The sequence below is a fragment of the Thermoproteota archaeon genome, assembly GCA_003352285.1.
In the GTDB taxonomy this organism is placed as follows: domain Archaea; phylum Thermoproteota; class Nitrososphaeria; order Nitrososphaerales; family Nitrosopumilaceae; genus PXYB01.
Genome location: QQVN01000004.1, coordinates 93,397 through 119,819, shown reverse-complemented (window position 1 = coordinate 119,819; position 26,423 = coordinate 93,397). Strand labels below are relative to the sequence as shown.

The following is a 26,423-nucleotide window of genomic DNA, read 5'->3' as shown; positions in this document are numbered from 1 at the left end:
GAGACGTTGTTAATTCGCAAACAAGATGAATACTCGTACCACGTACGCACTACTAGCCATATTGGCCACAGTAGGAACTTTATCAGTTGCACCAGCAGCCTTTGGCGCTTATTCTGAAGAAGCCTGTCCAGATTGTGACGGTGCTGATAATCGTCAGAAAGCCATGGCTTCAGCAGACAATGAGATTCCTATAACGGTCAAGACTGACAAGAAAACTTATGGTCATGACACTACAATCAATGTTAGCGGCACAGTTGCATATTACAAAACAGGAGTCCCAGTTACAATAACTGTGGTAAGCCCATCAAACAATATTGTCACTGTCCAACAAATTGATGTAAATCAAGATAGAACATTCAAGACTGCATTAAACACTGCAGGAAGCCTGTGGAAATATGACGGAACTTATGTTATCAGAGCTCAATATGGTTCACAAGATATCAACAATAGAGTACTTGTTGAACTAACAGGCGGAGTCGGCAAATCTACAGATAAACCAAAAGTATGTTCTGCATCAGAACTTAATGCAAGTGGAAGTTGCATTCCATTTACAATATCTACTGGCTCAGTAACAAGTGCAAGCATCAATACAGCAAGCAAATCATTAGTAATAATGATTGAATCTGTTAATGACGGTACATTGACTTTGACTCCATCACAAGAAATCATCAGTGGCGTTCACACCATTTTAGTTGATGGCGAACAATGGGATGATGTTACTATCAACGGTAACGAAATCACCATAATGTTCCTTGGAGGGGCTGAGAAGATAGAAATCTTTGGTGCAAAAGTAATTCCAGAATTTGGCGCAATTGCAGCCTTGATTTTGGCAGTAGCAATTATCTCAATAATTGCAGTATCTGCAAGATCAAGACTTAGTATTATGCCAAAATACTAACAACTACACTTTTTTCATTTTTTCATTTATTCTAGCTAATTTCATAATAGTAAAGGAAATATAGAATTGCACTACAAGTTGCTTGTGCGAAATCTTCTGGTGGTAATAATAATTGGAGTTTTTGCGTTTAGTGTAATTCCTGTATTTGCACAATCACAATCACTACTATCTGTTAGTTCTTCAAAGAGTATATACACAGAAGGAGAAACCATTGTAATTTCAGGAACCGTTACAACGGTAATTGGAGAGACACCGGTTACACTTCAGTTATTCCATCAAGGAAACCTAGTAGAAGTTGCACAGCTTAACGTAGCAAATGATGGTACGTTTACAAAGACTATCTTAGCACAAGGTCCCCTTTGGAAAAATAATGGAGAATATACAGTTAGAGCATCATATGGTCAGGGAGTAGTTGCAGAGGCAACATTTGAATTTGCAACAAAGCAGGCAATGGTTGAGACAACAGATAGGTTCGAAGTTGATGCCGGTACATCAGGAACCTTTGATGTAGAGTATTCAATCAAAGGAGGTACTGTCAAAAATATGTTAATTGATCCAGACATCTATGCGTTAATCACAGTTATTGATTCAACAGCAGATGGAGCAATAACCTTAAAGCTCCCTAGGGAATCAATAGATGCAAAAGTCAACATGTGTAATGGTAGTGATGATGTTTTCATAATTCTAATTGACGGTGTAGAAGTGACATATTCAGAAAAAGATACAAACTCTGCATCAAGAACTATTACTATAAATTTTGAAGAAGGTGATTCAGATATTGAAATAATCGGTACTTGTGTAGTACCAGAATTTGGCGCAATTGCAGCCTTGATTTTGGCAGTAGCAATTATCTCAATAATTGCAGCGACGTCAAAAAATCCACTCAGAATGAGAATTTAATCTAGAATCCATATTTTTCTTTGAAAGGAGATACAGAACGTAATTCAGAAACTACTTTTTTGAGGATATCAACTGTAGAATCAATCTCTTCTTTTGTGTTGAAAATCCCTACAGTTAGTCGTAATGAACCAGTAATTTTCTCATGAGAAAAACCCATTGATTGTAAAACATGAGATGCCTTTTGTGTCTTTACAGAACATGCAGATCCAGTAGATGCCGCAATTCCATTCTCATCTAATTTTATGATGAGATCCTCACCATTTACTCCAAGAAATGTAAAGTGGGCATTGTTTGGGGTTCTAAGCGTTTCATGTCCATTGTATGTGGTATGAGAGATTTCATTTGTGATTTTGGATACCATGTAATCTCGCAAGTTTTTCATGTGGGAGATATTTGCATTAAGGTTTTGATAAGCTAGGGAACATGCCTTTCCAAAGCCTACAATTCCTGAAACATTTTCTGTTCCAGATCTTAAGCCGTGTTCTTGTCCCCCGCCCAGAATTAATGGATCAATATTGATACCATTTCGTATGAATAAGGCGCCAATTCCTTTTGGACCATTAATTTTATGAGAAGATATTGAGAGTAGATCTATCCCTAGATTTTTGACATCAATTGGAATTTTTCCTACAGCCTGAACTGCATCAGAATGAAATGGTACATTATGATTTTTACAGATTTTTGCAATATCCGATATTGGTTGAGTCGTACCAACTTCGTTATTGGCAAACATTACTGTAACAAGACATGTTTTATCAGAAATCTCACTGGCTAATTCATCAGGATTAATCTGTCCTTTGTTGTTTACCGAAAGGTAGGTCACATCAAATCCTTGTTTTTCTAATTTTTTACAAGGTTCCAAAATTGCCTCATGTTCTATAGAAGAAGTAATGATATGATTTCCATCATTCAGGTTTGCTATCCCACAAATTGCAGTATTATTTGATTCAGTTCCACCAGAAGTAATTAAAATTTCATCAGGAGAAGCATTAATCAGGGCTGATATTTCCTTTCGAGCTTTGTTGATTGCCTTTTCAGTTAGTCTTCCAAACCTATGGATTGATGAAGGATTGCCATATTGTTCCTTGAGAAATGGGAGCATTGCATCTAAAACTTCTTCATGAATTTGTGTAGATGCTGCATTATCTAGGTAAATCAATCTACAATCACATTTAGTTTTCCGGGTGAATATCCATCAGGATCTATTTGAACAGAAGAAAACCCAAGAAATTTCAATTTCATGTTAATTTCATTAATTTTTGATGGATCATTGAGAAGATACAGTTCATCAACACCTACTTCAATTTTTGCAGAACCATCAAGATCACGAACGCGTACCTGTTTTGCGCCAACAATTTGTTTGACAAAAGTTTCACCCATCTCAATTCGCGTAAGTTTTTCTGCAGTGACACGTTGTCCCCAAGGTACTCTTGAAGCAAGACACGAGTTTGAAGGTCTATTATGAATTGACAGTCCAATGTCTTTTGAGATGTCCCTGACTTCGTTTTTTGTGAAATTGCATTCCACTAATGGATGTAAGATGTTGTTTTCTTGTAATGCGACTAACCCAGGACGATAGTCTCCTAAATCATCAAGATTTGTACCATCAACTATAGTTTCAATTTGGTTTTCTTTTGCAATATTGATTAGATAATGAGATAGTTCTGTCCTACAGTAAAAACAACGATTCTTATCATTACGCACAAAATCTTCATTTTCTAATTCACTGTAGTTTATGATTATTTGATTAATTCCAATTTCTTTGCAGATCTTTTTTGATGAGTCTAGTTCGTCATTAGATAATGTCTTATAATCAGCGGTTACTGCAATAGCGGAATTACCCAATTGGGCATATGCTGCATATGCTACCAGAGCACTATCTACGCCACCAGACACTGCAACAATTACACTTTTTTTATCTGAAAACCAATTACAAAGAGAATCTAATTTGTTCATTTTTGCTCCAAGGTTTTTTTAATTTCAGTTCTAAGCAAGTCCTCGGTATATCTAAAGGATTTTTTTATCTCATGAGAAATTTTTTGAATATCATCAGATTCAATTTTAAAATTTAACGGCTGATTCGGAGAGGTTTTGTAATTAACAATGAAATTTTTGTTTTCTATAACAATAGAAGTAGATTTTATGGTGCGTGTCAAAGTAACTCTGTCTGAGGTCCTAATTCTAATTCCAAGTGTTCCAGTTTCTGAAAAGAGTAACTCTAAGAGATCATTCATTTTTGAAGAATCACAAATGACTGATACTAAATGAGTTGGTCTGCCTTTTTTTGTAATTGCTGATGTTACGGTCACATCTTTTGCTCCGCTATTCATGATTTTTTCTATTGTATTTCCCAACACTTCTCCAGAAACATCATCAAGATTTGTTTCAAGAATTTGCACAGAATCATGGATGTATCCAGTGGATTTTTTTCCTGTAACAATTTTTAAAACATTGGAAAAATTTTCAAAATTCTTACACCCTGCACCATATCCAATTCCGTCCACCTGTAGGGATGGGTAAAATTCTTGACATGAAGAAATCAAATTAACTAACATGCTAGCTCCAGTAGGAGTGGTAAGCTCTTCAACTGCTTGCCCTCCTTTAATTATGATAGAGGTGTTTTTGAATATCTCCAATATTGCACTTGCAGGATTTGTTGTGGTACCATGTGAAAAGCTAACAGTACCGCCGCCTACTGCGACCGGCGTCGAAACAATTTCTTGACCAAATAATTCAAGATCATCTAATGCGATGGCACTACCTATAATGTCAATTATAGTATCAATGCTAGCTGCTTCATGAAAATGTACTGAATCTAGTGGTGCGCCATGAATGTGAGATTCTGCGGTGATTAGCGTTTCAATGCTTCCAATTGAGAATTTTTTTGCATGATCGGATAAATTGAGTTTATTTACAGATTCTTCAATACATTTTTGAATTTCAATTCCTTTTCTTTCGTGGATATCTTCTTGGATTTCTAAAACAAGTCTTGTTGCTTCCAAACCTTTTTTCTTGGTTTTTTCAAAATCAAGTTTTATGATTTTAGAATCTGGAAAAAAATCAGCGGCTGTTTTGATTCCTTGGATGATTTTGTTTTTATCAGCACCAATATCTACTAAAGAGCTGAGAAACATATCCCCAGAAATTCCTGCAATATGAGAATCAATAATCATAACCATAAAATGAAAAATATCAAAAATGCATATAAATTGTATCTGAGATGGACTCGACATTAGATTTAATTACGTAATATTCAGATGCCACAACATGATTACTATCATCGGTTCAGGAAAAGTTGGCGGAGATGCAGCACTTTTCTCAGCATTAAAGAAACTTGATGATCAAATTTTGCTTTTAGATATTGCACAAGGATTGCCACAGGGTGAGGCAATGGATATCAATCATATGTTATCAGAGCAAGGAATTGATGTAGAGGTTAGAGGCTCAAATGACTATTCAGAGATGAAAGGCTCTAACATTGTAGTAGTAGTTGCAGGTTCTGGTAGAAAACCAGGTATGACTAGAATGGATTTGTTAAAAATTAATGCAGGAATTGTGAAAAGCGTAGTTGAAAACATAAAAAAATATGCCAATGATTCCATGATAATTCCAGTTACAAATCCACTTGATCCTATGGCATACATAACATACAAGGTCTCAGGCTTTGACAGAAGTCGAGTTTTCGGAATGGGCGGAATGCTTGATCTATCTAGATTCCGACAATTCATTCACGAAGCTACTGGTCACTCAAGAGATTCTATTAGAGCCCTAGTCATTGGGGAACATGGTGAAAACATGTTACCGTTGCCAAGATTTTCTTCTGTTTCTGGAATTCCATTAACTTCTTTGCTCCCAAAAGAAAAACTAGATGAATTAGTTGTAAATACAAAACAAGTTGCAGCCAAAGTTATTGAACTTAAAGGGGCAACAGTACATGCTCCAGGAAACGCAATTTCTGCAATCATCGAATCTGTAGTTAGAGATAGAAAACAAGTCATTCCAGTAGCCACGTATCTAGATGGAGAATATGGTCATTCTGATGTAACCATAGGAGTTCCTGCAGTAATTGGAAAGAATGGTGTTGAGAAAATCATTGAGCTTGAATTGAATGATGAAGAGAAAACTGTTTTCAATAAAGCAGTAGATAGTGTAAAAAGCGCCATCTCAGGAATAGACATCTAAATTAGATTTTTATCTAAATCAAAATTAAATTCCATATGGAATTAAATGAGATTTTAGAATCTTTGAAATCAGGTAAAGTCAATGTACCTGAGGCAAAAAAACTCTTGGCATTACATTCAATTGAAAAAATTGAAAACTTTGCTAGAATCGACATTGGAAGAAAAAACAGAAGAGGAATCCCTGAAGTAGTATTTGCTGAAAAAAAACAATACTCTGAGATTGAAAAAATAATTAGAAAAACTCTTTCAAAATCAGATTCATTGGTTGTTTCAAGAATTAAAAAAACTGATTATTCAAGAGTTGTTTCATTTTTGAAAAAATCAAAATTGAAATTTCAAAAAGGAAAAAACAACACAACATTACTCATTTTCAATAAATCAATTAAGAAATCTAAAGGTAAAGTAGGGATTTTAGCTGCAGGAACATCTGACATAGGAGTTGCAGAAGAAGCAAGATTAATGCTAGAATCAATGAGTATTGAATGCATATGTAGTTATGATGTAGGAGTTGCAGGAATCCACAGAGTTTTTCCAAAATTAAAGGAATTAGTGGAAAATGATGTTGATGTGATTATCGTAGTAGCAGGAATGGAAGGAGCTCTTGCCACAGTAGTTTCATCTTTAGTTGATGTACCAGTAATTGGAGTTCCCGTATCAGTAGGATATGGATATGGTGAAAAAGGAATGGCTGCGCTTGCATCGATGCTGCAGAGTTGCTCATTGGGATTATCTGTAGTAAACATTGACAATGGAATAGGTGCAGGAGCTGTTGCTGGAAATATTATCAATCAGATTAACAGGAAAAAGCATTAGAGTTTTTCATACTTTGAATTGTTAATGAGAATTCTCGTAAATCATATATAGAATACAGATAGGGATTCTATAGTTGTCTGGCAAACGTATTGTTCTAACTGCAGATCGCAGTTTAATGACAAATTATCGGGGAAATTTCCTGTATGGTTTTATTGCATGTGGACCATATGAAGTACTACCAGAGTGGGTATTTGATAAAGTGTTTTGCCCTCCTGTTGAAACAGATCCTGTTACAGGAGAAGCAAAAGTAGCTCAAGTAGGACTTCGAAGGGTAGAGAGTGCATTACTTCAAGGATACAAAAGAGATGAAGTCTTTATTGCAAATCCAGATCACATTGCCAAATCTATAGGTCCCGATACAAAGGTAGTAGGGATTAATGTAATGGATCCGTTGGGAATGGCTCCAGTAACTACAACAATGTCTCCTGAAAAATTATCATATGTTGCAATGAAGTTTAAGCGAATGTGTGCAGACATAATTCAGTTAAAGAAAAAATATAATTTTCATGTTGTAGTTGGCGGCAATGGGGCATGGGAACTTGCAAAATCAGACAGAATGAAAGTTCACGGCATTGATACAGTCGTTGTAGGAGAAGCAGATGAATTAGCATTGGACCTTTTCAACGATTTAGAAAAGGGTGATGCGCCAGAGTTAATGCACTGTTTTGTAAAGAACATTCAGAATATTCCAAGAATTGAAGGTCCAACTGTCAATTCATTAATTGAAGCTATGAGAGGATGTGGAAGAGGTTGTGATTTTTGTGATGTCAATAAAAGATCTAAAAAAGATTTACCGCTAGAGAGATTGCAAAAAGAAGCAAAAATAAATCTAGATTATGGTTTTGATTCAATTTGGTTACACTCAGATGAAATGCTATTGTATGGATGTGACAATAGAGACTTTAGACCAAATCGTGATGCTATAACAGAACTCTGGAGAGGATTGAAAGGTTTAGGTGCAAATTTTGTTGGAACAACACATATGACATTCTCAGCTGTTGCAGCAGATCCTGATCTTATGCATGAGATTTCTTCAATTAATAACCAACATGAGACTGGGAGATGGCTTGCAACAAATCTGGGTATTGAAACCGTAGCACCTAGAATGGTCAAAAAACATCTTGGTGTTAAGACAAAACCCTTTGCTCCAGAAGAGTGGGGCAGTGTAGTTAGAGAGGGCGCAGAAATCCTTAACAAAAATCATTGGTTCCCAGCAGCTACCATCATCATTGGTTGGCCAGATGAAACACCTGATGAAGTACAATACACTATTGACATGTTAACAGACTTTAGAAAGATGGATTTCAGAGGTTTAGTAGCACCATTACTTTATCAAGACTTCAGTGAGAAAAACTCCATGCATTTCGGAAATCTTAATGAGGCTCAGTTCACACTCTTTTGGAAATGTTGGGAAAATAACCTTAGAGTGATTAACGATATTATCCCAATTATTCTGAGAAACAAGACCTATGGTCCTCCAATGAAGATATTCATGTATGGAATTATCAAAGCAGGTACTTGGGCAATTATGAGATATCTCAGAGGATTATGTAAAGATCTATTCAACGGAAGAATGCCAGAAGAGATTGTAGACAAGTATGCAAGAAGCAGATCGGTATCTGCCCCAAAGATTGAAACTAAAAAACTATAGTTAATTGAGATTTTTTATTGCAACATCTGCAATGGTGTTTCTTTTTGGTGTTAAAGAGATAAAGTAATTTTTATCAGCTCTCTCTATTGATGGAACTTTTTTGTATGATCTAGATTGCAAATCAAATTCGTAGATTCCTGATTCTAGTTCACCCTTTGCATATATCATGAGATACGTATCGCCAGTAGCAGGACTTAATGGAATAAATGACATGACATAACCCTTGTACGAATTAACAGGCATTGTGTTTTTCATAGGAGGGGCAGCTGATGACATGTACATGAAGATGTCTTCAATGGTGTTGAATTCCTCGTATTCGATATGCATTAATCAAAAACAAGGGTTGTATTATAATAAGTTAAGGGAGAAATTACTTTCGTAATTTCAAGTGCTTTCTTACCTTGATTGCAACTACTGCAGGTGCTGCAATGTAAATTCCAAGGTTCAATGCAATGACAGAGATTCCAAGGAAGAGTACTTGCTCTTCAGAGCCCTGGTCAGCCAGTGTCATTATTGATAGTGTTGACATCATTGGTGTGATGAATGCCTTTACAGCCTCTCTGAATGCTGGGTTTTCTCTCTCCCAGTCTGCAATTGTTGGTGAGAAGGAGTAGTACACTTCATTGAATCCGGTCATAAATGATGTTCCAGATTCAGTTGATAGTAGGGTGTTATCTCGTACTTCTCTGAGGAACTGTACTTGTTGTGCCATCTCAGTTCCATATGCTGCAGTTGCGATTAAGCAACCACCGCCTCTTGGCTTCTCTGTTTCAGCAACCACACAGATTCCATTCTTCAACACAGTTCCTGGGCCACAGACTGGTTCAGGCTCTGGTTCTGGTTCAGGCTCTGGTTCTGGTTCTGGTTCTGGTTCTTTATCCTTACAAACTCCATCAACAAGTACTTGGTTGGAAGTACATACAGGTGGTTTTGGAACACATTTTCCGTTAACTAACTGTTCTGTTGACTTGCATTCGGGTTCTGGTGGTGGTGGAGTTCCTTTACTTGGAGGTGGAGCAACAATGCCTTCTCCTCCTTCAAAGTCGATTTTAATAGAATCTTTTTGAGTACTACCATAATGTGCTAAAATTTCATAATCTCCTGCTACTTTCCATTTTTGTCCTTGTGTTACAGTGGTATATGTAAATGAGCCATCAGCAGCATGTGAGACTTGACCTACACCAGCAATATCGCCAGTAGGTGTTTTAATTATAATTGTGACATCTTGTAAGAAATCACTTAATGTTGGAATTTTACCTGTAATTGTTAAAGTCGCGCCGTCAGTGTAAATTTTGGCATTTGTTTTTAGATTTAATGGATGTGGTTTTTCATCAAATGCTGGAACACATTCGCCAGCTACTATTACCTCTTCAGGTCCACAAGTCTGGGCAAAACTAGTACCGGATAAACCATAAGACAGTATAGAAACTGCCAACATAACTAATGCCATACGCCCGGTAATCGTCATTTGCTGGAATGTACCAACGTATGAGAGTATTTATGTATTCAGTGAAACAAAAATTGACTCGATTATACTAGAATGTGACCCAGTGTAAACCAGGATATAATAAAGTGATACTTTGCAAAAATCAGCAAATTTGAAATACTGACATTTAACAAGGTACGAAATTCAGATTTACTCGTCTGAAAAATTTTGATTAATTTTAGAAAATGGTTTGCCTAAACTCGGATGATGCCCTTTTTGACCAAGAATTCCATGGCAGACAAAAATTCATCATCAGAAATTTTATTGTCCGCCCAGAGAGATACTGTTGCTTTAATCCAATCAGGAACAAGAGGGGAGTGTTTTTCAGTAGTTGCTGATGCGGATACCTTGAGAATATTTTCTTTGATCAAATGCTCTAGGCCATTGATAAATTCAGTATCAGATACTTTATTTGATGACCAAAGTTTTGCGTTATTCTTTATCCAATCAGGTATACTGTTTTTGGTAACTAAGAAAGAAGTACTTCCGACAGATTTACCAAGATATTCCAAGTTTATTCCATAATGTCCAGTTAGGGAATCATGATTTAATGTAATGACAACTTTGTATTCTCCACTAGAAGTTGGATATACTCCAAATGATGAGATAGATTGATCCGGTCCTACCAAGGTAGCAGTTAACGGAGTTCCTCTTTTATGATTATCAAGGGTTCCTGTAAGAACTACTTCAGTGGTTTGTTTGTATTTAGGTAATGTAAATACATCATTATTTAGAATCGGGGGAGAACCAAGTGTCTGTAGTTGTTGATTTCTTCCAGTCTCAAAAATATTTGGTTGTCCAAATTTATCTCTAAAGTCATTATATTTTGCATCTAAACTTCCACCCGCAGTAGAAATTAACTTGGTTCCAGTTTTATCACAAATTTGGGTTGGCATTTTAAAAACACCTTCAAAGACACCAGTCTTTTTTCCAGTTTCCATAAGTGTGAATCCAGTTGCAGCTAATCCACCATATTCTACACCATTAATTGTACAACGTTTGTATCTTGTATCTTTGATTTTTATTTCTAGTAAAACGCCTCCAGAAGAATCACCAACAGTATCAACATTTGAAGAATTTGGATCATTGTTTACCAAGTAAATATCAATTTGATCTGAATCTGTATTTAGATCAGGATCTATTAATCTCACTAATACGGGTTGGCCAAAACGATATGATGGAGAACTAAATCCTACGGTGCCAGAATGAGTCAAAATATCACTTTTAGATGAGGTAGGAACTTCTTGTCCTACCTGAGAAACATCTGAATATGAAATGCTAATTCCTTTTTCATCCAAAAGTCTATCACTGATTAAGAATCTAATATCATCATCAATAGTTCTAAGGGACTTTATCAAATTTGCATCAAACACATTTACTTGATTAGTAATCACATATTCCATCGTACCAGAGAAAACTCCAGAGTTGACACCTGTCTCTTTTAGCTCAAATCGATAAATTGCATTATTTACAGTGTTACTGTTCTTTTCTCCAAATGAAAACAAATCGAAAACTATTGGTTGTTTATGTGTTTCACTTGAAATTAGACCAGAAACTCCAGTATTTCCAGAATCAAAATTTATGACCAAAAATGCGTTTCCTGATTTTGAGTTAATTGTTTGAACATCGGCATTATCTATTTGGATGAGGCCTTTTGCGGAATTTATGTCATCAGGATCAAGAATTTGTATTGGAGTTGTATCAGACAAACCAAAATTTAGTGTCATGTTTGTTTTGGAGAAGTCAGTTATCCCTAATTGATTAGATATTGAGCGCAAATCATAGTTAATCCAGTTTGTTCCTGATGTTCCACTAACACTTGTATTGAGCAATAATTCTTTTAGATCATTTGCAGATACATTCAGTTCAATTGAAATCATCTCAAAATTAAAATTGGCTGGGAATGTTGTCGGGCCAGAATCAATTACTAGTCTTTTGGAGTTCTTATCAGGAACAGAAGAGGGGGTTAAAGTTCCACCAGAAACTAAATTACTGCCACCTGAAGGATAGAATCTAACATTGCTGGACTTTTCTAGTGTGATAGGCTCCCCAATTTTTAGACTTGGAATAATATTGGTACTTCGAAAAACATCCAAGTCATCCTGTTTTTGTGGATTGATATTCTGATCATTATCAGACAAAGTTATCGGTGTTCGTTTTCCTGGCTGAGGACCTTTTCCATCATTTAGTGATAATGAAGCAGTAAAGGTGCCAGATACAATCGAGGTCTTTCTCGAATCGTATTCTATAATGCCTGATTGTCCTCTTGGTGCATCAGATTTGATTCCAATTAAGGAATTATTATTAGAATCAAAACTTTCAAAAATTCCAGAGTTTTTTTGAGATTCAACCAAAGTAACAATATTGTTAAATGTGTTAGTTCCATCTGAAACAGAATTTACTGGTTGGTGGTTGTTTGTTTGCAGCTCTACTACGGATCCTAAGTTCATTGTCAGGATGCCATTGTCTTCAAACCCTAGATTTGATAAATGAGGAATCAGATTGACCAAACCTGCACCCCCGTTAGCAGAATTTGCGCCTGAATCTGTAAATGCTTGATAAAATGTAGCAGGGGGAGAATTAACTTTGAAGGTCCAAGAATCTTCATCAGTAGGATCTTGATTTAATTGAATATCGTTAAGCAATACAATAACCTCTGCACTTTGTGGGTAACCATTACGATCAAGCGATAAAGAGATATTTTGAATTTCGTTATATTGTAAGTCGACTTTCTGTGTTCCACCTGCTTTGTTGTATTGAATTGTGACTTTATTATCAAACGAAAACAATTGAATTACAGGCCATGCGTTTTGTTGAAGGCCCACCTGCCCTACTGGGATTCCAGAATTTGTGTTAATGCCAGTTGGACTTCTTACCACGTTGTTAACAATTGGGTTTGCAGGAATTGTTCCAGTGCAGGATGTGAAACTTGATTGCCCGTTTGTTGCTCCAGTTGTTCCTGATCTAGGTATTGCTACTCCTTCTGTATTAGAGAAACTAATTCCCAAAACTGAACTGGGAGTATCTTTTCCACAAAACTCTCCAAAGTCAAGTCCTTTGCCAATTCCTCCACCGTTGTTGTATGCAATCCCATCTGCAATTTGGGCTTTGGCCTTATTTGCAAAATACGCATACCAGCTTCCATCAGAACCCTGAATCATTCTAAGTTTTTTCCCATTAAGAGACACATCAGGCTCCCCCTTTCCCTCACTAGTATCTGCAATCATTGGATCTCTAATGACAACCTCAACTACCATTGGGCCAGCAAAATGATTTGAAAAAAGTGGATTTTCTGCAGAGACAAAAAGATTTGCGTTTGATGCACCAAACGCAGGTGGAATTACAAACATCAATAATAAAATTGGAAATAGGCATAACGAATACCGCGTCAACTTGAGGAAAAGCAGTCGTTCAAACAAATAACGTTGTCGCATAATTTATTCGAAATATTCCTAATACTAGTAATATAGTTGCCATTTTAATCAAAAATGCAATGAGTGTGTTTCTTCATAAAACCAAAGTTCTGCAGATTTCACTTTTTGCAATATTATCGGCATTTGTGGTAGAACTAGTATTCGGGTTAGTTTCGAATAGCCTTGCCCTCATTACAGACAGTATTCATGCTCTCTTAGACAGTGTAGTTACAGTAATTCTTCTCTTAGCTGCAAGAATGTCTATCAAGCCTCCTGATGCAGAACACACCTATGGTCACGGAAAGATTGAATCGCTTGGAGGATTAATTGGGGGAATTGCAATATTTTTAATTGCAATATTTTTCATTTATGAATCAGTTGAACGGGCAACTAGTCCACCTCCATTGATACTGCCAGGATTTTTTGCATTAATTGCAGGTTTTTACACAATTGGAGTGGATGTATTTCGCATAATTCTTCTAAGAAAATCAATAAAAAAAATTGGCGGCGTGACACTAAAGGCTGATTTCTATCATGCCTTTCTTGATTTTGGATCTACGATGGTAGCAATAATTGGAATTATTTTTGTTACTTACGGATTTTACTATGGAGATTTTATTGCCGCATTTATCCTGGGAATTGTTTTAGTGGTTCTAAGTTTAAAATTAATCTACAGAACTGCAATGGAGTTAACAGATATTATTTCTCCTGATCTTGTGTCACAAGTTAAGAACATAGCGATTAATACCGACGGAGTGTTGAATACAAAATCAGTTCTAATGAGAAGATCAGGCGATACTCTGTTTGGAGATATCACCATATCGTTAAGAGGAGATGTAAGTTTTGACAGAGCACATGAGATATCAAGTAATGTTGAAAAAAACATTAAAAAAAATATTGCAAACTCTACAATTACAGTTCATTTTGAGCCAAATTGGGAACAAGTTCCATTAGATTCGAAGATTAATGAAATTGCAGGTTCAATTTCTGGAGTAAAAAATATCCATAATGTAAGCACATACAAATCTCAAGGAAAAATATTTGCAAGCTTGCATGTAATGGTAGATAGAGAAATAAATTTAGAATCAGCACATAAAATTTCTGAAGAAATTGAGCTTAAAATTCAGAAAAATTTTCCAGAAATTGAGCATGTAACTGTTCACATAGAACCACACATTACAATTCCTAATAATTTACAGATGGAAGGAAAAAAAGCTGAGGATGAAATTACAAAAATCTTGGAGCAGTATAAGGAAATTCAGAAAATTGGTCGTATAATCATACTTCATTATAATGACATACAGAAAATTGACATAGACTGTTCATTTGATAGAAATCTTTCAATTGAAAAGGTTCATGACCTTACATCACAGATTGAACAAAAGATTAGAACTAGATTTAGTGAAGCGGTAATTACTATTCATCCAGAACCAATCTAAACCAATATGCTTGTCAGATACATGATTAGCATTCCTAATGCAAAACCTGAAGCAAATGATGCGCTAGAAAGATTCTTGTCGCCCTCTTCCTTGAGCCATTTTAACAATACAACAATTACCTGAAATATTGCACCGGCTCCTACTGATAAAAATACAACTGCAGTGAATGGAGAATAAACGAAACCTCCAACCCAGGCACCAAATATGGCAGGAGAGCCTGCAATTAATCCAAGACCAATGAGTTTTCCTATCATTAATTTTCCTCGTGACATTGGTGCAGCAATCGCTATACCCTCAGTAGTATTGTGTAAAGCAAATCCTACAATTAGAAAAGTGCTAAACGCAATAGAACCTAGTCCCACAGCAGCTCCGATTGCGAGTCCTTCACCAAAATTATGTAATCCAATTCCTATTGAAATCATAAGTGCTATTGCAATTGGTTTTGAAAAACGAGACGATACTACACTTTGTGTAAGTTTCGAACCAGAATAATACAATCCCAAAAATGATAGAGTGATTACTGTGGCTACAAGCAGAGCTCCATTAAAACTGCCTGAGAGATTTTCATTGGATACATCAATTGCTTCCTCAATAGAATCAATTGCCAAAAAGAGTAATAGTCCAGCCGTTAAGGCTAGAAAAAAATGATATTTACTTTTACTTATTCTTTTGATAAAAGGCAACCAAAGTAATCCAATCATGACAGGAATTACTCCGACATAAGTTCCGATAATAGCAAAATACCCTGTTAACTCAATAGTAGGTTGGACAGCAGGGGCTGCGGCCTCTATCTCTTTTTCAAATCTTGTTCCGTCCTCAATAGTTATACCAATAATGTATGGTTCAGCTGCATTCCATTCAAATGGGATTCTTACTAAAGCAGTCTCAAATCTTTCTAGAAATCTGTCAGGTTCTACTGCGGCAGGATGAATTCTATCGTTAACATCAGCCATTACAATCTCTACAGGAATAGGTCCAGTATTTCTTACAGTTGCATGAATTTCAGATTTATGAAATTCAACTTTTTCAATACTAATCTCAGGTAAAGCAATGCCAAGGTCTAAAAGTTCAGCACCTGGACCAAAAATGTATGCGATTAAAATAATCAGAAATGCAAAAGGGATGACCCCACTTGCAATGATTTTTGCTTTAGATGTTTGATTAATTTCCATAGTTTATACTTCCAATGGTTTCAGCTAATGGCTCCCCGTTTACTAGGAATAATCCAACCCAGCCTTTCTCTGAAAATTCTACTTTATGAGCATGAAATAGATATTTCCCAGGATAATCATATGAAAATTCCATTATTCCACGTTCAGTTTGTGAAAGAGTAATCATGTCAGTGTAAAAAGAGTCGGTGTCAGTTCCAGTTGGGTTATAACGATACAAATTTCCATGCAAATGGAAATTGTTTATTGGATCAAATTCGACCATGTTTACTACATAGACTCTGATTAAATCGCCAGTGTTAATTTGGATTGGATGGTGTTGATAGTAAAATGGAATTGTGTTTGCAGCGTAGAAATTATTTTCGGTATCAAAGTCAGTATCCAAACTATTCAGAACCATTACCATTTCATCTGCAGGTGCTCTGCCTTCTTTAGGATCTACGATGTAAACACCGTACAATCCATGGACAATGTGTTCCTCTAATGGCATTATATGACAATGGTATGGATGAACACCAACAGGTCCGGCTCTAAATTCGTAGACAAATTTTCCACCACCGGGACCAACTGGCTCAAAGACTCCATCCATATGCGCTTCATGAATTCCATGAAAATGCATAGTGTGCTCCTTTTCACCATTGTTGATGAATTTTATTCGAACCAAATCTCCTTCTGTTGCTCTGATAGTTGGACCTGGAACTGTTCCATTAAATGTCCAAACATTGTAAAAAACCCCAGGAGAAACTTCCATGATTCCGTCATCCTCTGCAATAATCGTATATTCCCTTAGAATGGTTCCATCTGGAAGCTCAGATACTCTTCCATAATTAAAATCTCGAAGAAATTCCATTGGATCAAACTCCAAAGTGGTACTTGTGTAAAGAGGATCTAATATTTCACCAGATGTAGTGACAACCCTACCAGAATGAGTTACAAACGTCTTTTCTTCTTTTTGTGCTTCAGAAATTACAGGTAAAACAAAGAATAACGAACCTAAAACTACACTAATAGATATAATTGAAAACATTGTCGTTGAGCGAGTTTTTTTCATCAATAATTTTCTTTAAACACCTTATTTAAAATTAGCCAAGGCTAAATTTGTTACCCTAGGCTAACTTTAGGTTTGAGTATAATGCTAAGTTTTAACTACAGGAATACAACTGCAGAATCAATGCAAAAATCAGGCATATTCCTAGTCATAGTAGGCGGAATTGTTGTGTTAGGGATTGTACTTTCGTTTTATGGCTCACAGATGATAACTGAAGGATTTACCCAGAATACTGCCAAAGTTGGTTCAGGAAGTAGCCTAGATGTGGAATCATTTCTTGATCCAGCGATAGAAGACACTGGGGTCTATGTTGTCCAGGTGATGAATTTTCAAGAGAATGCAGTATCAGTGAATCTTTTTGATCCCTTTGGAGCCATAATTGATTCATCAAATATCGAGAAGGAATCATATGAAAAACAATTTGAAATACAAACTCAAGGAAATTACAGACTATCAGTTGAAAATTCCGGTAGTGAAACAGAGATAATTATTGCGATAGGTCATTTACCTAGTTCTGATAAACTAGTCATAGGCTATACAGGATTTTACATCTTAATTGTTGGCCTAATAGGAATTATCATCATGGGACTTGTTGTGATTAAAAATAAATGTAAAAAAAGAATCAGTTAAGGTAACTATCCATTTTTGTTAATCCATCAATTGCACCATCAAAATTTTGTTCATCTTCAATGACTTTGGATAGTTTTTCTGCATCAGCTGAATATGAGATAGATTGGCCATCATTAGTCATAGTAACAAAACCAGTCTCAACAAGATAGAATAATCGGTCTTGAATCTCATTTTCTGATATCTCAGTTTGATTAGATAGATGCGAAATATTTTTTTCACCATCCTCAAGTTCTGATAAGATTTGAGAGGTAATTGGATCAAAGATGCAATCAATTATTTTTTGGTGATCATATGTTTTCCCCATATTCATTCACCAATGTTTTAAAACGTTTAAAACTTTTTTCGTATTCGTCAAGTAATCAGTGACTAGAACTTTGTCCATGTTTGAATTATCAATATGATATGTCTTTCCTTTAAGTTCCTTTTCTAATTCTTTAACGTAATCTAATAATTCAAATTCATCGCTTACAACTATAGAGTCAATCTGGATTCCTTCCCGTAAGCATTTTTTAGCCTCAATCATGGTTCTTTTATCGATTTTAGGATCGACTTTTTTGTAACGATAGCATAGGTACACTAGCCTGTCAGGATTATTTTCAATTCTCATCTTTTTTTCTTTTTGCACTTTAGAGAGAATGGCTGGATCAGGAGAGTAAAAATTGGAATATGGTTTTTCTGAAATTATTTCATTTTTTTGATATTCATTTTCAATAAAGCATGCACTAGGCTGACCATCAGTAATTAAAACAATTCTTTTATTTTGAGAATAATTTTTTTGAAGAATTTTTCTTGCCAGACGTAATGCTGCTTGATAATTGGTATAATGTAAAAAATTATCATTTGCATCAAATGTTTTTAAAAATGGAATATCAAAAGGATTCACAATAGATGCCATAGAAGCAAATCCCACGACAAAAACTGAATCACTAGGAAAGAATTTTTTATTTAAAACATAAAGACTCCATAAGGCTTTTTTTGCGGCTACTAATCTACTAACATTTGAACCAAGTGATTGTTTCATAGTTGAACTAAGATCTATACAGTAAACTACTGATGTTTTAACATCTTCAAGGGTTTCATATTCTTCTAAATCGTCTGGCTCAATTGAGATTGGAAATTTAATTTCTTGTGTTTTTAGGATTCTTTGAATTGAATTCAGTAAAGTTTGAGGAACGCTTAGCTGTTTGATTTCATCGCCTGGTTCAAATTTTTTTGTAGAGTCAATCACCACGTTACCAGAACCAGATACGTTAGTTTCATGTAATCCGAATTCAGCAGAGCTGAGATCTTTCATTACGTCTTGTAAGATTTTGTTTCCGATTTGGAAGAACGCTTTGTTAGTGAGCCATTGTGTATCATTTCGGAGATATCCTTCATTTTGAAGAAGTTTTGTAATGGAAGCAGATCCCTGTTCTTCTTCTAAATTTTGTGAATTACTTTGATTTTCCTTATCATTACCTTTTGATGAGCCTGTAGATTCTTGCAGAATGGATTCTAGCTCTTCCATAGTAGGGGGCTTTTCTCTCATTGCTTGTTTTGCCAAAGATTCTAGAATTTTTTCTAAGTTTTCTTCTGATAGACGATTGTTGTCTTTTGATGATTCTTTTTTTGTTTTGTTTGCAAAATATACTAAATTTTTATAGTCATGATGCGCCATAGCCAGCCTCACGCCTATCAAGGGTTTTGGGTTCAGTCCAACATAGTCCTTCTAAAATCATTTCAACTAACAAAGCAGAGATTTCTGGATTAGAGTTTTCATCAATCTTTAATGAAATAGTGTTAATTGTATTTGAAGAGATTTTTTCTATTAATTGAGTTTGTAGATTTTGAATATCGCCCATTTTAGAATCTACTAGTTTTTTTAGATTGGGAAATTTTTCTATTTGATTTTTTAGCGAGGTTTGTCCATTAACCCAAAGCATTTTTTGCGAGATGGGAAACATGTTTTCTCCAAATTCTTGTTTAATGACATTTAAGACCTCAGGGGATTGCTCACCAAGAAATTCTAGACATGTTTCTTTGATTGATTCATTAATTATATTAGTAAATAACTTGTGTCTGTTTTCAATAGTATCATCCATTTCAGAGATTTCAAATTTAGCAATCTGTGTAAGGCAGTGTAAATCTGAGATTCTTGGGACTGCCAGTAAATTATGTGAAATGCCTCTAGTTCGTTCAGCCTCACCAACCAAAAGCTCAAGACCGTGAACTCCCAAGCGAACACTTACTCCGCGTTCTTGATTTACTTGTGAGTTACTTCGAGTTTTTTGAATTATTTTTGTGAGAGTGGATAGAATTGGAGATAAAATTAGAGTATTAGAAATTTTGGCTTCTTGTAAAATTATCATCATTTCATCAATAATGGAATTTGGATAATGTGTATGGATGTGACTCTTCAACCTATCATAAAGTGGTTCTATTACTTTTCCTGAATGTGTATAATCTATTGGATTTGCAGTTGCAAAAAATGTAATCTTTGGTTCAAAAATTACAGGATAAGAGCCTGTAGTGAATCTTCCTTCTTGTAAAACAGAAAGCAGTGCAACTTGTTTTCTAGGATCCAAAACTGGTAATTCATCAATACAGAAAATACCGTGTTTTGCCTGCATTAATTGTCCAGGAGAATACGAATCAATCTTATACATTTCAATTCCTTTCTTGGCAACTTTGATTGCATCTAAATATCCGACAAGATCTTTGACGGAGATGTCAGGAGTTGCCAAAACATACTTGAATCTGCTTTTGCCATCTACCCATTCAATTTTGGTATCTAGTTTATCATTCCTAATTTGTTCAGAGCTTTCAGGACTGATATGAAAAGTGGGACTCTGTTTTGTGATTTCTTTGTCTTCTAATAATGAAATTAATTCATCTTGCGGTAATTCCAATGGACAGTCATTTGTAATACTATTTCGAATAATAGGAATAGGCGATAGTAAAGTTTCAGCTATTGTTTGTACTATCTTGGTTTTTGCTTGCCCAATTTGTCCAACTAAAAAGACATCATGTTTGGATAAAATCGCCCTATCTAATGCAGGAATTACATCATCGTCAAATCCTATAATCCCCGGATATCTTGGTTTTCCCGATCTCATTTTAGAAATCAGGTTTTTTCGTAATTGTTCTTTTGAGTCAATTAACTTGTAATTGATCGATAATATGTCCCCTAGCGTCTTAATATCAGCAAAGTCTTCTGGTACTCCAGCCTGAATTTCTGAATATTTTGGGGGTGTGGAATATGATTGACTTACAATTGTACCAAAGTCATCAGGCAATAATCTGAATATCCAAATGGTGTTTATAATATTACTTTAGACAAAATGGTAAAAGTTCAAAATTTCCAGCAGGGTTTTTATCGGGGGTACTTAGAATCTTGCATACTTGGCTACACAAGAATATAGACACATTGTTAGAATTGTGGGAAATGATATACCAGGAAGTAAAAAGATGCTGGTAGGTTTAACCCAAATTCGTGGTGTTGGATATAATTTTGCTAATGCAATATTGCATAAATTAAAAATTGATACAAATGATAGTATAGGTTATCTTTCTGAATCTCAAGTTCAGGCAATAGAAGGGATTTTACAAGATCCAGCTTCTGCAAATTTTCCACTTTGGTTCCTAAATAGAAGAAAGGATGTAGAAACAGGAAGAAATATTCATTTGATAACATCTGATATTGAGTTTACAGTAAGAAATGATGTTGAAAGAGAAAGAACCACTGGAAGTTGGAGAGGTTACCGTCACATGTTTGGATTAAAAGTTAGAGGTCAGAGAACGAGAACCACTGGAAGAAAAGGTGGAGCAGTAGGAGTTGCTAAAGGTGGTAAAGTTATGCCAGCTGGTGGTGCAGGTGCTCCAGCAGCAGGTGCAGTTCCAGCAGCAGGTGCAGCTCCAGCAGCAGGTGCAGCTCCAGCAGTCGACGCAAAACCAGCAGCAGGTGCAAAGCCAGCTGCTGACGCAAAACCAGCAGCAGGTGCAAAGCCAGCTGCAAAGAAAGAGTAGGTGTTGTGAATGGGAGATCCAAAATATCCAAGACGAATGTGGAGAAAGCCTAAGCGTCCATTGAATTATGAGTTAAAGATGGAAGAGTTGAAAACTCTGGGCACTTTTGGATTAAAAACAAAAAGAGAATTATGGAAAGCTCATACAGAACTATCTAGAATTAGACATCAGGCTCGTTCATTGTTAGCTTTAGGACAAGAGATTAGAGAAGAAAAAGAACCAATCCTTATGAAATCATTGAGAAGAATTGGACTGGTAGGAGAAAGTTCAACTTTGGATGACGTATTGAATCTTCACGTTGAAGAATTGTTAGGTAGAAGATTACAAACGATTGTTATGAAAAAATTAGGTTTCAAGACACCATATCAAGCAAGACAGGCTGTAATTCATGGACATATAATGATTGGAGACAGGATAGTAAATGTTCCATCATATACTGTAACAGTTAATGAAGAAAAAGATATCAAACTAACACCAGGTTCTTCATTAAAAGATCTATTAGAAAAAATTTCCAAGAACGAATCTTCCGAAAAGACTAAAGCTGAGAAAACAGATAGTGAATCCTCAGACATGGATGATAAAAATGTCGAATCTGTCTCTGATGAGGGTGAAAATGATTCAACCGATAAACCAGAAGAATAAGCTTATCAGTAAATATTGTTAATTGTGATAGACGAGTAATGTGTTCAATAATTGGTTATTACGGAATCGATACAGCTGCCCCAATACTAGTGAAGGGCCTAAAAAGAATGGAGTATCGGGGATATGATAGTGTTGGCGTAGCCACTAAATCAGAAGATAAGATTAATCTAAAAAAAGGAGTAGGCAAAGTCTCCGAAGTTAACAATACAGTGCAACTTGACAAGCTTCCAGGTACCATCGGAATTGGGCACACTAGATGGGCAACTCACGGCAAAGTGACGGATAAGAATGCTCATCCACACCCAAGTAATTCAGGAAGAATTGCCATAGTACATAATGGAATAATTGAGAATTTTTCTGAATTAAAAAAAATTCTTGAAAAGAAAAATTATACTTTCAAAAGTGAAACAGATAGTGAAGTAATTGCAAATTTACTACAGATGCATTATGATGAAAAGTTAGATGTTAAAGAGTCCTTGATAAAAACACTAAGAGATCTAAAAGGACATTATGCCTTTGTGGCAATGTTTGAAGACGGTACGCTTGCAGCTGCAAGATTTCATGAACCATTAATAATCGGAGTTGGGAAAGAGTCTTATTTTTTGTCCAGTGATGTTTTAGGATTTATTGAACAAACAGATGATGCAATTTATGTAGACAATGGTGATTTTGTGTTAATCGATTCTGCAGGATTGCAAATATGTAATTTTGATGGAACGCCAGTAAAAAAACAGATAACAAAAGTTTCAAAAGAATTTGCTGATGCATATAAGGGAGATTATGCACATTTTACCCTAAAAGAAATTTCGGAACAACCAGATACCATTATCAAGGCAGGAGAAAATACCATTGAAGCAATAGAACAGGCAACGGACTATATCAAACATGCAAAAAATGTCTACATAACAGGTAGTGGTACAAGTTACAATGCTGCACTAGTAGCAAAATATCTCATGTCAAAATATGCAAAAATAAAATTAGAGCCAATAATTTCTAGCGAGCTTCCGTTTTCTCCTGATTCTATTGAACCCAATTCAATTCTAATTGCCATTTCTCAAAGTGGAGAAAGTGCAGATGTTTTAGAAGCAGTAAACATTGCAAAAAAATCAGGTGCGAAGATCATATCAATAGTGAATCTACTAACTTCCTCCCTTGTTCAAGAATCTTCGGTAGTAATTGGCATGAATTGCGGTCCGGAAATTGGAGTTGCAGCAACGAAGAGTTTCACATCACAATTAGGAATTATCTATAAAATAACTGAAAAAATATGTGCTGGATGTATAGGAGTAGACTTTGAGAAAATATCAGCGTTAATTGCAAAAATTCTATCGAGTCATTCAAAAATCAAGGAGGTCTCTAAACAGCTAAAAGATGTATCTGACATCTACATTTTGGGAAGGGGAATTCACTATCCAATCGCATCAGAGGCTGCATTGAAATTAAAAGAATTAACTTACATCCATGCTGAAGGAATTCCAGGAGGAGAATTAAAACACGGACCATTGGCATTAATGGATTCAAATGTTTTTGTTGTAATCATAAATCCTAATGATTCAACCTATAATGATACAATTACCAGTGCAAGAGAGATTAAAGCTAGAGGAGCTAAGATTATTGGAATCTCAGATAAGAAGAGTGATGTTTATGATTATTGGATTGAAATTCCCACAATAGAAGAGTCAATGTTTCCGATTATAGAAATAATTCCTATTCAATTATTGGCATATTATTCCGCACTTGAGAAAGAAACTGATCCTGACTATCCAAGGAATTTAGCAAAATCAGTTACTGTGAAGTAAAAATTCTCTTATACTGATTTTCAGTTAATTGAAGTAGTTTTTCAGAATCAAGTCCTGCCTTTAGCATTGCAGCAATTAAGGATCCTCCCGCACCGGCGCCTTCCTTTGCGAATCCTTCAGAAAATGATTTCAGGCCTGGAAATTCTGATCTTTCAAGTTTTGGATCAACAACTAAGATTGATATGTCATCAATTTGTTTAATTATTTCTAAAAAATTTGCAGTTGTGTCATTTGTAATGTAACACGTAGTTCCAATTGCTACATTATCAGATTTGTAACCTATTGATTTTGCAAATGCTAGAACAGCTGCCATTTGAGTACCACCTGAAAGTAGAACTTTGGAAATTTCTGATGCGCTGCTTAACATCCCAGCGACAGTTGGAATCATAGGATCACCAACTGCTTTTACTACATTGAAGGGATCGTCATTATCTAATTTCTTCAATGCGTTTGTCACTATACGATTTTTTAGCTCAACGGGGTTTTTTGGAATACTAGAACTTACCTTAGCATCAATTCCTAAACCCCTCATTACTGCTAATGCAGTAGTGGTCCCGCCAGGTAGGCTTTCACCTATAACAAGACAATCAGTTAGAGATGCCAAAGTACGACCAATAATTCTGCCATAATCAATTGCATGAAGAAATGATTCCTCGTCAAGCCCAAAGTTTTGTGTGATATTATTTCCAGGCTTCAAACCAGTCTGAATAAATGGTAATTGAGGTTCAACCTTACTTCCAGCATTAATTACTACTAGCGGTATGCTAGCTGATTCTAATGCGGATTTAGTTATTAATGCAGGAGTTGGTTTTCCGTCAGGAGTCATTGGAATCGATTTAATTGATTTGCAATAGCCATAATGAAGGAATTCTGCATCAGCTGGAGCGGTGAATTTAACAAGTTCGGAATTAGAGCCAGCTATGGTAATTCCAGGAATTTCACTAGTAGACGTATAAGAAATCACTAATGAAAATAAAAAGTCCTTTTCTTTAACAGCATTTACAAAGTTTTCACAATTTTTTATATTTCCGAAAAATTCAATATCTTTCACTTTATCACTGTCCCATCATTTCTACAAATTCTTGTTCAGATCTCGGTTGCATTACAAAATTCATTTTCTTTTCTTTACCAATTGTAGATGTAGGAGATGAGCCATAATTATGTCCGCAGTAAAGAGTGAGCGAATCATCTAAGTTATGAAGTATATCAAATAGGCTATGGTATAACTCACGTGCACTACCACCAGGAAGATCGACTCTACCACAATTTCCAACAAACAAAGTATCACCTGAAAAGATTTTCCCATCACCAATTAGACAAATACTGTCCTTTGAGTGGCCAGGAGTATGAATTACGGTTAATTCACTTTTACCAAATTTTATTTTTTCATTATTTTTTACAGATATGTCATGATCTAAAGTTGATGCTTCATGTTGAATTATTTTTGCTCCAGTAGATTCACTCATTGCTTTATTCCCAATTGTATGATCAAAATGATGATGTGTGTTAACAATGTACTTTACAGTCAGATCATTTCTGGTAACAACCTCTTCAATTTTTTCAAGATCCCATGAGGGATCAATAACAATGCATTCGTTTGTTTCTTCGTCGGTAACAATATAACAAAAATTTTGCATGTTTCCAACTTGTATTTGATGGACTATCATAATACTCCAATCTCAGCTTCAGGTGGTATTCCAATTTTTTCAGCAAATAATTCTCCAGTAAGATCTTTTCTTTTTGGAATTCCTTGCTTCATTTTATGAAATGTTACTGTCATGTTAGCTTTTACGAAAACGTTTGCAGTTTCTCCGGTTTGTGGATCTAATCCTGATGGAACATCCACTGCTAGCTTGAAAGAGTTTGAGTTATTTATGAAATTAATGGCTGATGCATAAGGTTCTCTTATAGAACCGGTAATACCAGTTCCGAGAATTCCATCAATAATAATATCAGTTTTGAAATTAAAATTTAATTCATCTCCATAAAGTAATTGAACAGATTGCATTTTCTCTAAAATTGACCAATTCCATTTACTTTCTTCAGTTTTAATTTTCTCCGGAGTACCAAGGAGTCTAACTGTAACAATTGCCCCATATCCAGCTAAATGTCTTGCCATCACAAGACCGTCACCCCCGTTATTTCCCATTCCAACGAAGATCAAAATATTCTTAGATTGTACGTCACCAAATTTTTCTACTAGTCGTCTTACAGCAGATGCGCCAGCATTTTCCATCATAAATTTTTTCAAAAATCCCATAGCATGACCGTTATTTTCAATCTGATACATTTGATCGACTGTAATTTCCATAAACACCCTAAGCTAGAACATAAAATAAGCGCTTTGGC

General features: G+C 35.5%; 24 protein-coding genes. 10 read left to right on the top strand and 14 right to left on the bottom strand.

All coding sequences use genetic code 11. The features are described from left to right. The first annotated feature begins 25 nt into the window (after positions 1-25). Complete coding sequence (locus DWQ18_05895; GenBank protein ID RDJ33571.1) at positions 26-898, top strand: PEFG-CTERM sorting domain-containing protein; 873 nt, start codon at positions 26-28, stop codon at positions 896-898. 78 nt (positions 899-976) lie between these two features. Next, positions 977-1,798 carry a PEFG-CTERM sorting domain-containing protein gene (locus DWQ18_05890; GenBank protein ID RDJ33570.1) on the top strand — a complete coding sequence of 274 codons (822 nt, stop codon included), beginning with the start codon at positions 977-979 and terminating at the stop codon, positions 1,796-1,798. Between the two features lies 1 nt (position 1,799). Here DWQ18_05890 and DWQ18_05885 read toward each other — a convergent pair whose 3' ends face one another. Genes DWQ18_05885 through DWQ18_05875 form a run of 3 tightly spaced genes read right to left on the bottom strand, consistent with a single transcriptional unit; the run spans position 1,800 to position 4,977 of the window. Next, positions 1,800-2,957: a cysteine desulfurase gene (locus DWQ18_05885; protein ID RDJ33569.1), complete on the bottom strand. Its 1,158-nt coding sequence runs from the start codon at positions 2,955-2,957 to the stop codon at positions 1,800-1,802. After that, positions 2,954-3,754: an ATP-dependent sacrificial sulfur transferase LarE gene (larE, locus tag DWQ18_05880; protein ID RDJ33568.1), complete on the bottom strand. Its 801-nt coding sequence runs from the start codon at positions 3,752-3,754 to the stop codon at positions 2,954-2,956. Before larE ends, DWQ18_05885 begins: the two co-directional genes overlap by 4 nt. Further along, complete coding sequence (locus DWQ18_05875; protein ID RDJ33567.1) at positions 3,751-4,977, bottom strand: nickel pincer cofactor biosynthesis protein LarC; 1,227 nt, start codon at positions 4,975-4,977, stop codon at positions 3,751-3,753. Before DWQ18_05875 ends, larE begins: the two co-directional genes overlap by 4 nt. Before the next feature lie 88 nt (positions 4,978-5,065). On the opposite strand from DWQ18_05875, the gene DWQ18_05870 reads away from it, so the two are divergent. From DWQ18_05870 to DWQ18_05860, 3 genes are all read left to right on the top strand, one after another. Continuing rightward, positions 5,066-5,980, top strand: a complete 915-nt coding sequence (locus DWQ18_05870) for a malate dehydrogenase (GenBank protein ID RDJ33566.1) — start codon at positions 5,066-5,068, stop codon at positions 5,978-5,980. A gap of 35 nt (positions 5,981-6,015) precedes the next feature. Then, positions 6,016-6,792 carry a nickel pincer cofactor biosynthesis protein LarB gene (gene larB / locus DWQ18_05865; GenBank protein RDJ33565.1) on the top strand — a complete coding sequence of 259 codons (777 nt, stop codon included), beginning with the start codon at positions 6,016-6,018 and terminating at the stop codon, positions 6,790-6,792. A gap of 115 nt (positions 6,793-6,907) precedes the next feature. Next, positions 6,908-8,443, top strand: coding sequence for a radical SAM protein (locus DWQ18_05860; GenBank protein ID RDJ33642.1), 1,536 nt, complete (start codon positions 6,908-6,910; stop codon positions 8,441-8,443). Here DWQ18_05860 and DWQ18_05855 read toward each other — a convergent pair whose 3' ends face one another. The 3 genes from DWQ18_05855 to DWQ18_05845 form a co-directional block, all read right to left on the bottom strand. Next, positions 8,444-8,770 carry a hypothetical protein gene (locus tag DWQ18_05855; protein ID RDJ33564.1) on the bottom strand — a complete coding sequence of 109 codons (327 nt, stop codon included), beginning with the start codon at positions 8,768-8,770 and terminating at the stop codon, positions 8,444-8,446. It abuts the gene before it with no gap. Positions 8,771-8,813: 43 nt separating this feature from the next. Next, positions 8,814-9,911 (bottom strand): hypothetical protein, encoded by a 1,098-nt coding sequence (locus DWQ18_05850; protein RDJ33563.1) that lies wholly within the window; start codon positions 9,909-9,911, stop codon positions 8,814-8,816. 212 nt (positions 9,912-10,123) lie between these two features. Continuing rightward, positions 10,124-13,363 carry a peptidase gene (locus tag DWQ18_05845; protein ID RDJ33562.1) on the bottom strand — a complete coding sequence of 1,080 codons (3,240 nt, stop codon included), beginning with the start codon at positions 13,361-13,363 and terminating at the stop codon, positions 10,124-10,126. Positions 13,364-13,428: 65 nt separating this feature from the next. On the opposite strand from DWQ18_05845, the gene DWQ18_05840 reads away from it, so the two are divergent. Continuing rightward, the gene (locus tag DWQ18_05840) at positions 13,429-14,781 is read left to right on the top strand and encodes a cation transporter (protein RDJ33641.1); all 1,353 of its coding nucleotides are present in this window, start codon (positions 13,429-13,431) and stop codon (positions 14,779-14,781) included. On the opposite strand, the gene DWQ18_05835 is transcribed toward DWQ18_05840, so the two are convergent. Continuing rightward, the gene (locus DWQ18_05835; protein RDJ33561.1) at positions 14,778-15,953 is read right to left on the bottom strand and encodes a divalent cation transporter; all 1,176 of its coding nucleotides are present in this window, start codon (positions 15,951-15,953) and stop codon (positions 14,778-14,780) included. The genes DWQ18_05840 and DWQ18_05835 overlap by 4 nt on opposite strands. After that, a complete protein-coding gene (locus DWQ18_05830; protein ID RDJ33560.1) occupies positions 15,943-16,977 on the bottom strand; it encodes a copper oxidase in 1,035 nt (344 codons plus the stop codon). The genes DWQ18_05835 and DWQ18_05830 overlap by 11 nt, the downstream gene beginning before the upstream one ends. Before the next feature lie 105 nt (positions 16,978-17,082). On the opposite strand from DWQ18_05830, the gene DWQ18_05825 reads away from it, so the two are divergent. Then, a complete protein-coding gene (locus DWQ18_05825; GenBank protein RDJ33559.1) occupies positions 17,083-17,628 on the top strand; it encodes a hypothetical protein in 546 nt (181 codons plus the stop codon). On the opposite strand, the gene DWQ18_05820 is transcribed toward DWQ18_05825, so the two are convergent. The 3 genes from DWQ18_05820 to DWQ18_05810 are packed head-to-tail and all read right to left on the bottom strand — an operon-like array spanning position 17,621 to position 20,903. Then, positions 17,621-17,932 (bottom strand): ArsR family transcriptional regulator, encoded by a 312-nt coding sequence (locus DWQ18_05820; GenBank protein RDJ33640.1) that lies wholly within the window; start codon positions 17,930-17,932, stop codon positions 17,621-17,623. The two genes, DWQ18_05825 and DWQ18_05820, sit on opposite strands and share 8 nt — an antisense overlap. Before the next feature lie 6 nt (positions 17,933-17,938). Next, positions 17,939-19,285 carry a VWA domain-containing protein gene (locus DWQ18_05815; GenBank protein ID RDJ33558.1) on the bottom strand — a complete coding sequence of 449 codons (1,347 nt, stop codon included), beginning with the start codon at positions 19,283-19,285 and terminating at the stop codon, positions 17,939-17,941. Continuing rightward, positions 19,272-20,903, bottom strand: coding sequence for a hypothetical protein (locus DWQ18_05810; protein ID RDJ33557.1), 1,632 nt, complete (start codon positions 20,901-20,903; stop codon positions 19,272-19,274). Before DWQ18_05810 ends, DWQ18_05815 begins: the two co-directional genes overlap by 14 nt. A 106-nt stretch (positions 20,904-21,009) precedes the next feature. On the opposite strand from DWQ18_05810, the gene DWQ18_05805 reads away from it, so the two are divergent. From DWQ18_05805 to glmS, 3 genes are read left to right on the top strand one after another with little or no spacing between them, the layout of a single operon-like run. Then, positions 21,010-21,633: a 30S ribosomal protein S13 gene (locus DWQ18_05805; protein ID RDJ33556.1), complete on the top strand. Its 624-nt coding sequence runs from the start codon at positions 21,010-21,012 to the stop codon at positions 21,631-21,633. Positions 21,634-21,642: 9 nt separating this feature from the next. Continuing rightward, a complete protein-coding gene (locus DWQ18_05800) occupies positions 21,643-22,275 on the top strand; it encodes a 30S ribosomal protein S4 (GenBank protein ID RDJ33555.1) in 633 nt (210 codons plus the stop codon). 38 nt (positions 22,276-22,313) lie between these two features. Continuing rightward, a complete protein-coding gene (gene glmS / locus DWQ18_05795; protein RDJ33554.1) occupies positions 22,314-24,074 on the top strand; it encodes a glutamine--fructose-6-phosphate transaminase (isomerizing) in 1,761 nt (586 codons plus the stop codon). Here the strand turns inward: glmS and DWQ18_05790 are convergent. Genes DWQ18_05790 through DWQ18_05780 form a run of 3 tightly spaced genes read right to left on the bottom strand, consistent with a single transcriptional unit; the run spans position 24,061 to position 26,385 of the window. Next, a complete protein-coding gene (locus DWQ18_05790; GenBank protein RDJ33553.1) occupies positions 24,061-25,125 on the bottom strand; it encodes a TIGR00303 family protein in 1,065 nt (354 codons plus the stop codon). The two genes, glmS and DWQ18_05790, sit on opposite strands and share 14 nt — an antisense overlap. A 4-nt stretch (positions 25,126-25,129) precedes the next feature. Continuing rightward, positions 25,130-25,741, bottom strand: coding sequence for an MBL fold metallo-hydrolase (locus tag DWQ18_05785; GenBank protein ID RDJ33552.1), 612 nt, complete (start codon positions 25,739-25,741; stop codon positions 25,130-25,132). Beyond that, on the bottom strand, positions 25,738-26,385 hold the full coding sequence (locus tag DWQ18_05780) for an NAD(P)H-hydrate epimerase (protein ID RDJ33551.1): 648 nt from the start codon (positions 26,383-26,385) through the stop codon (positions 25,738-25,740). Before DWQ18_05780 ends, DWQ18_05785 begins: the two co-directional genes overlap by 4 nt. Positions 26,386-26,423: the final 38 nt, after the last annotated feature.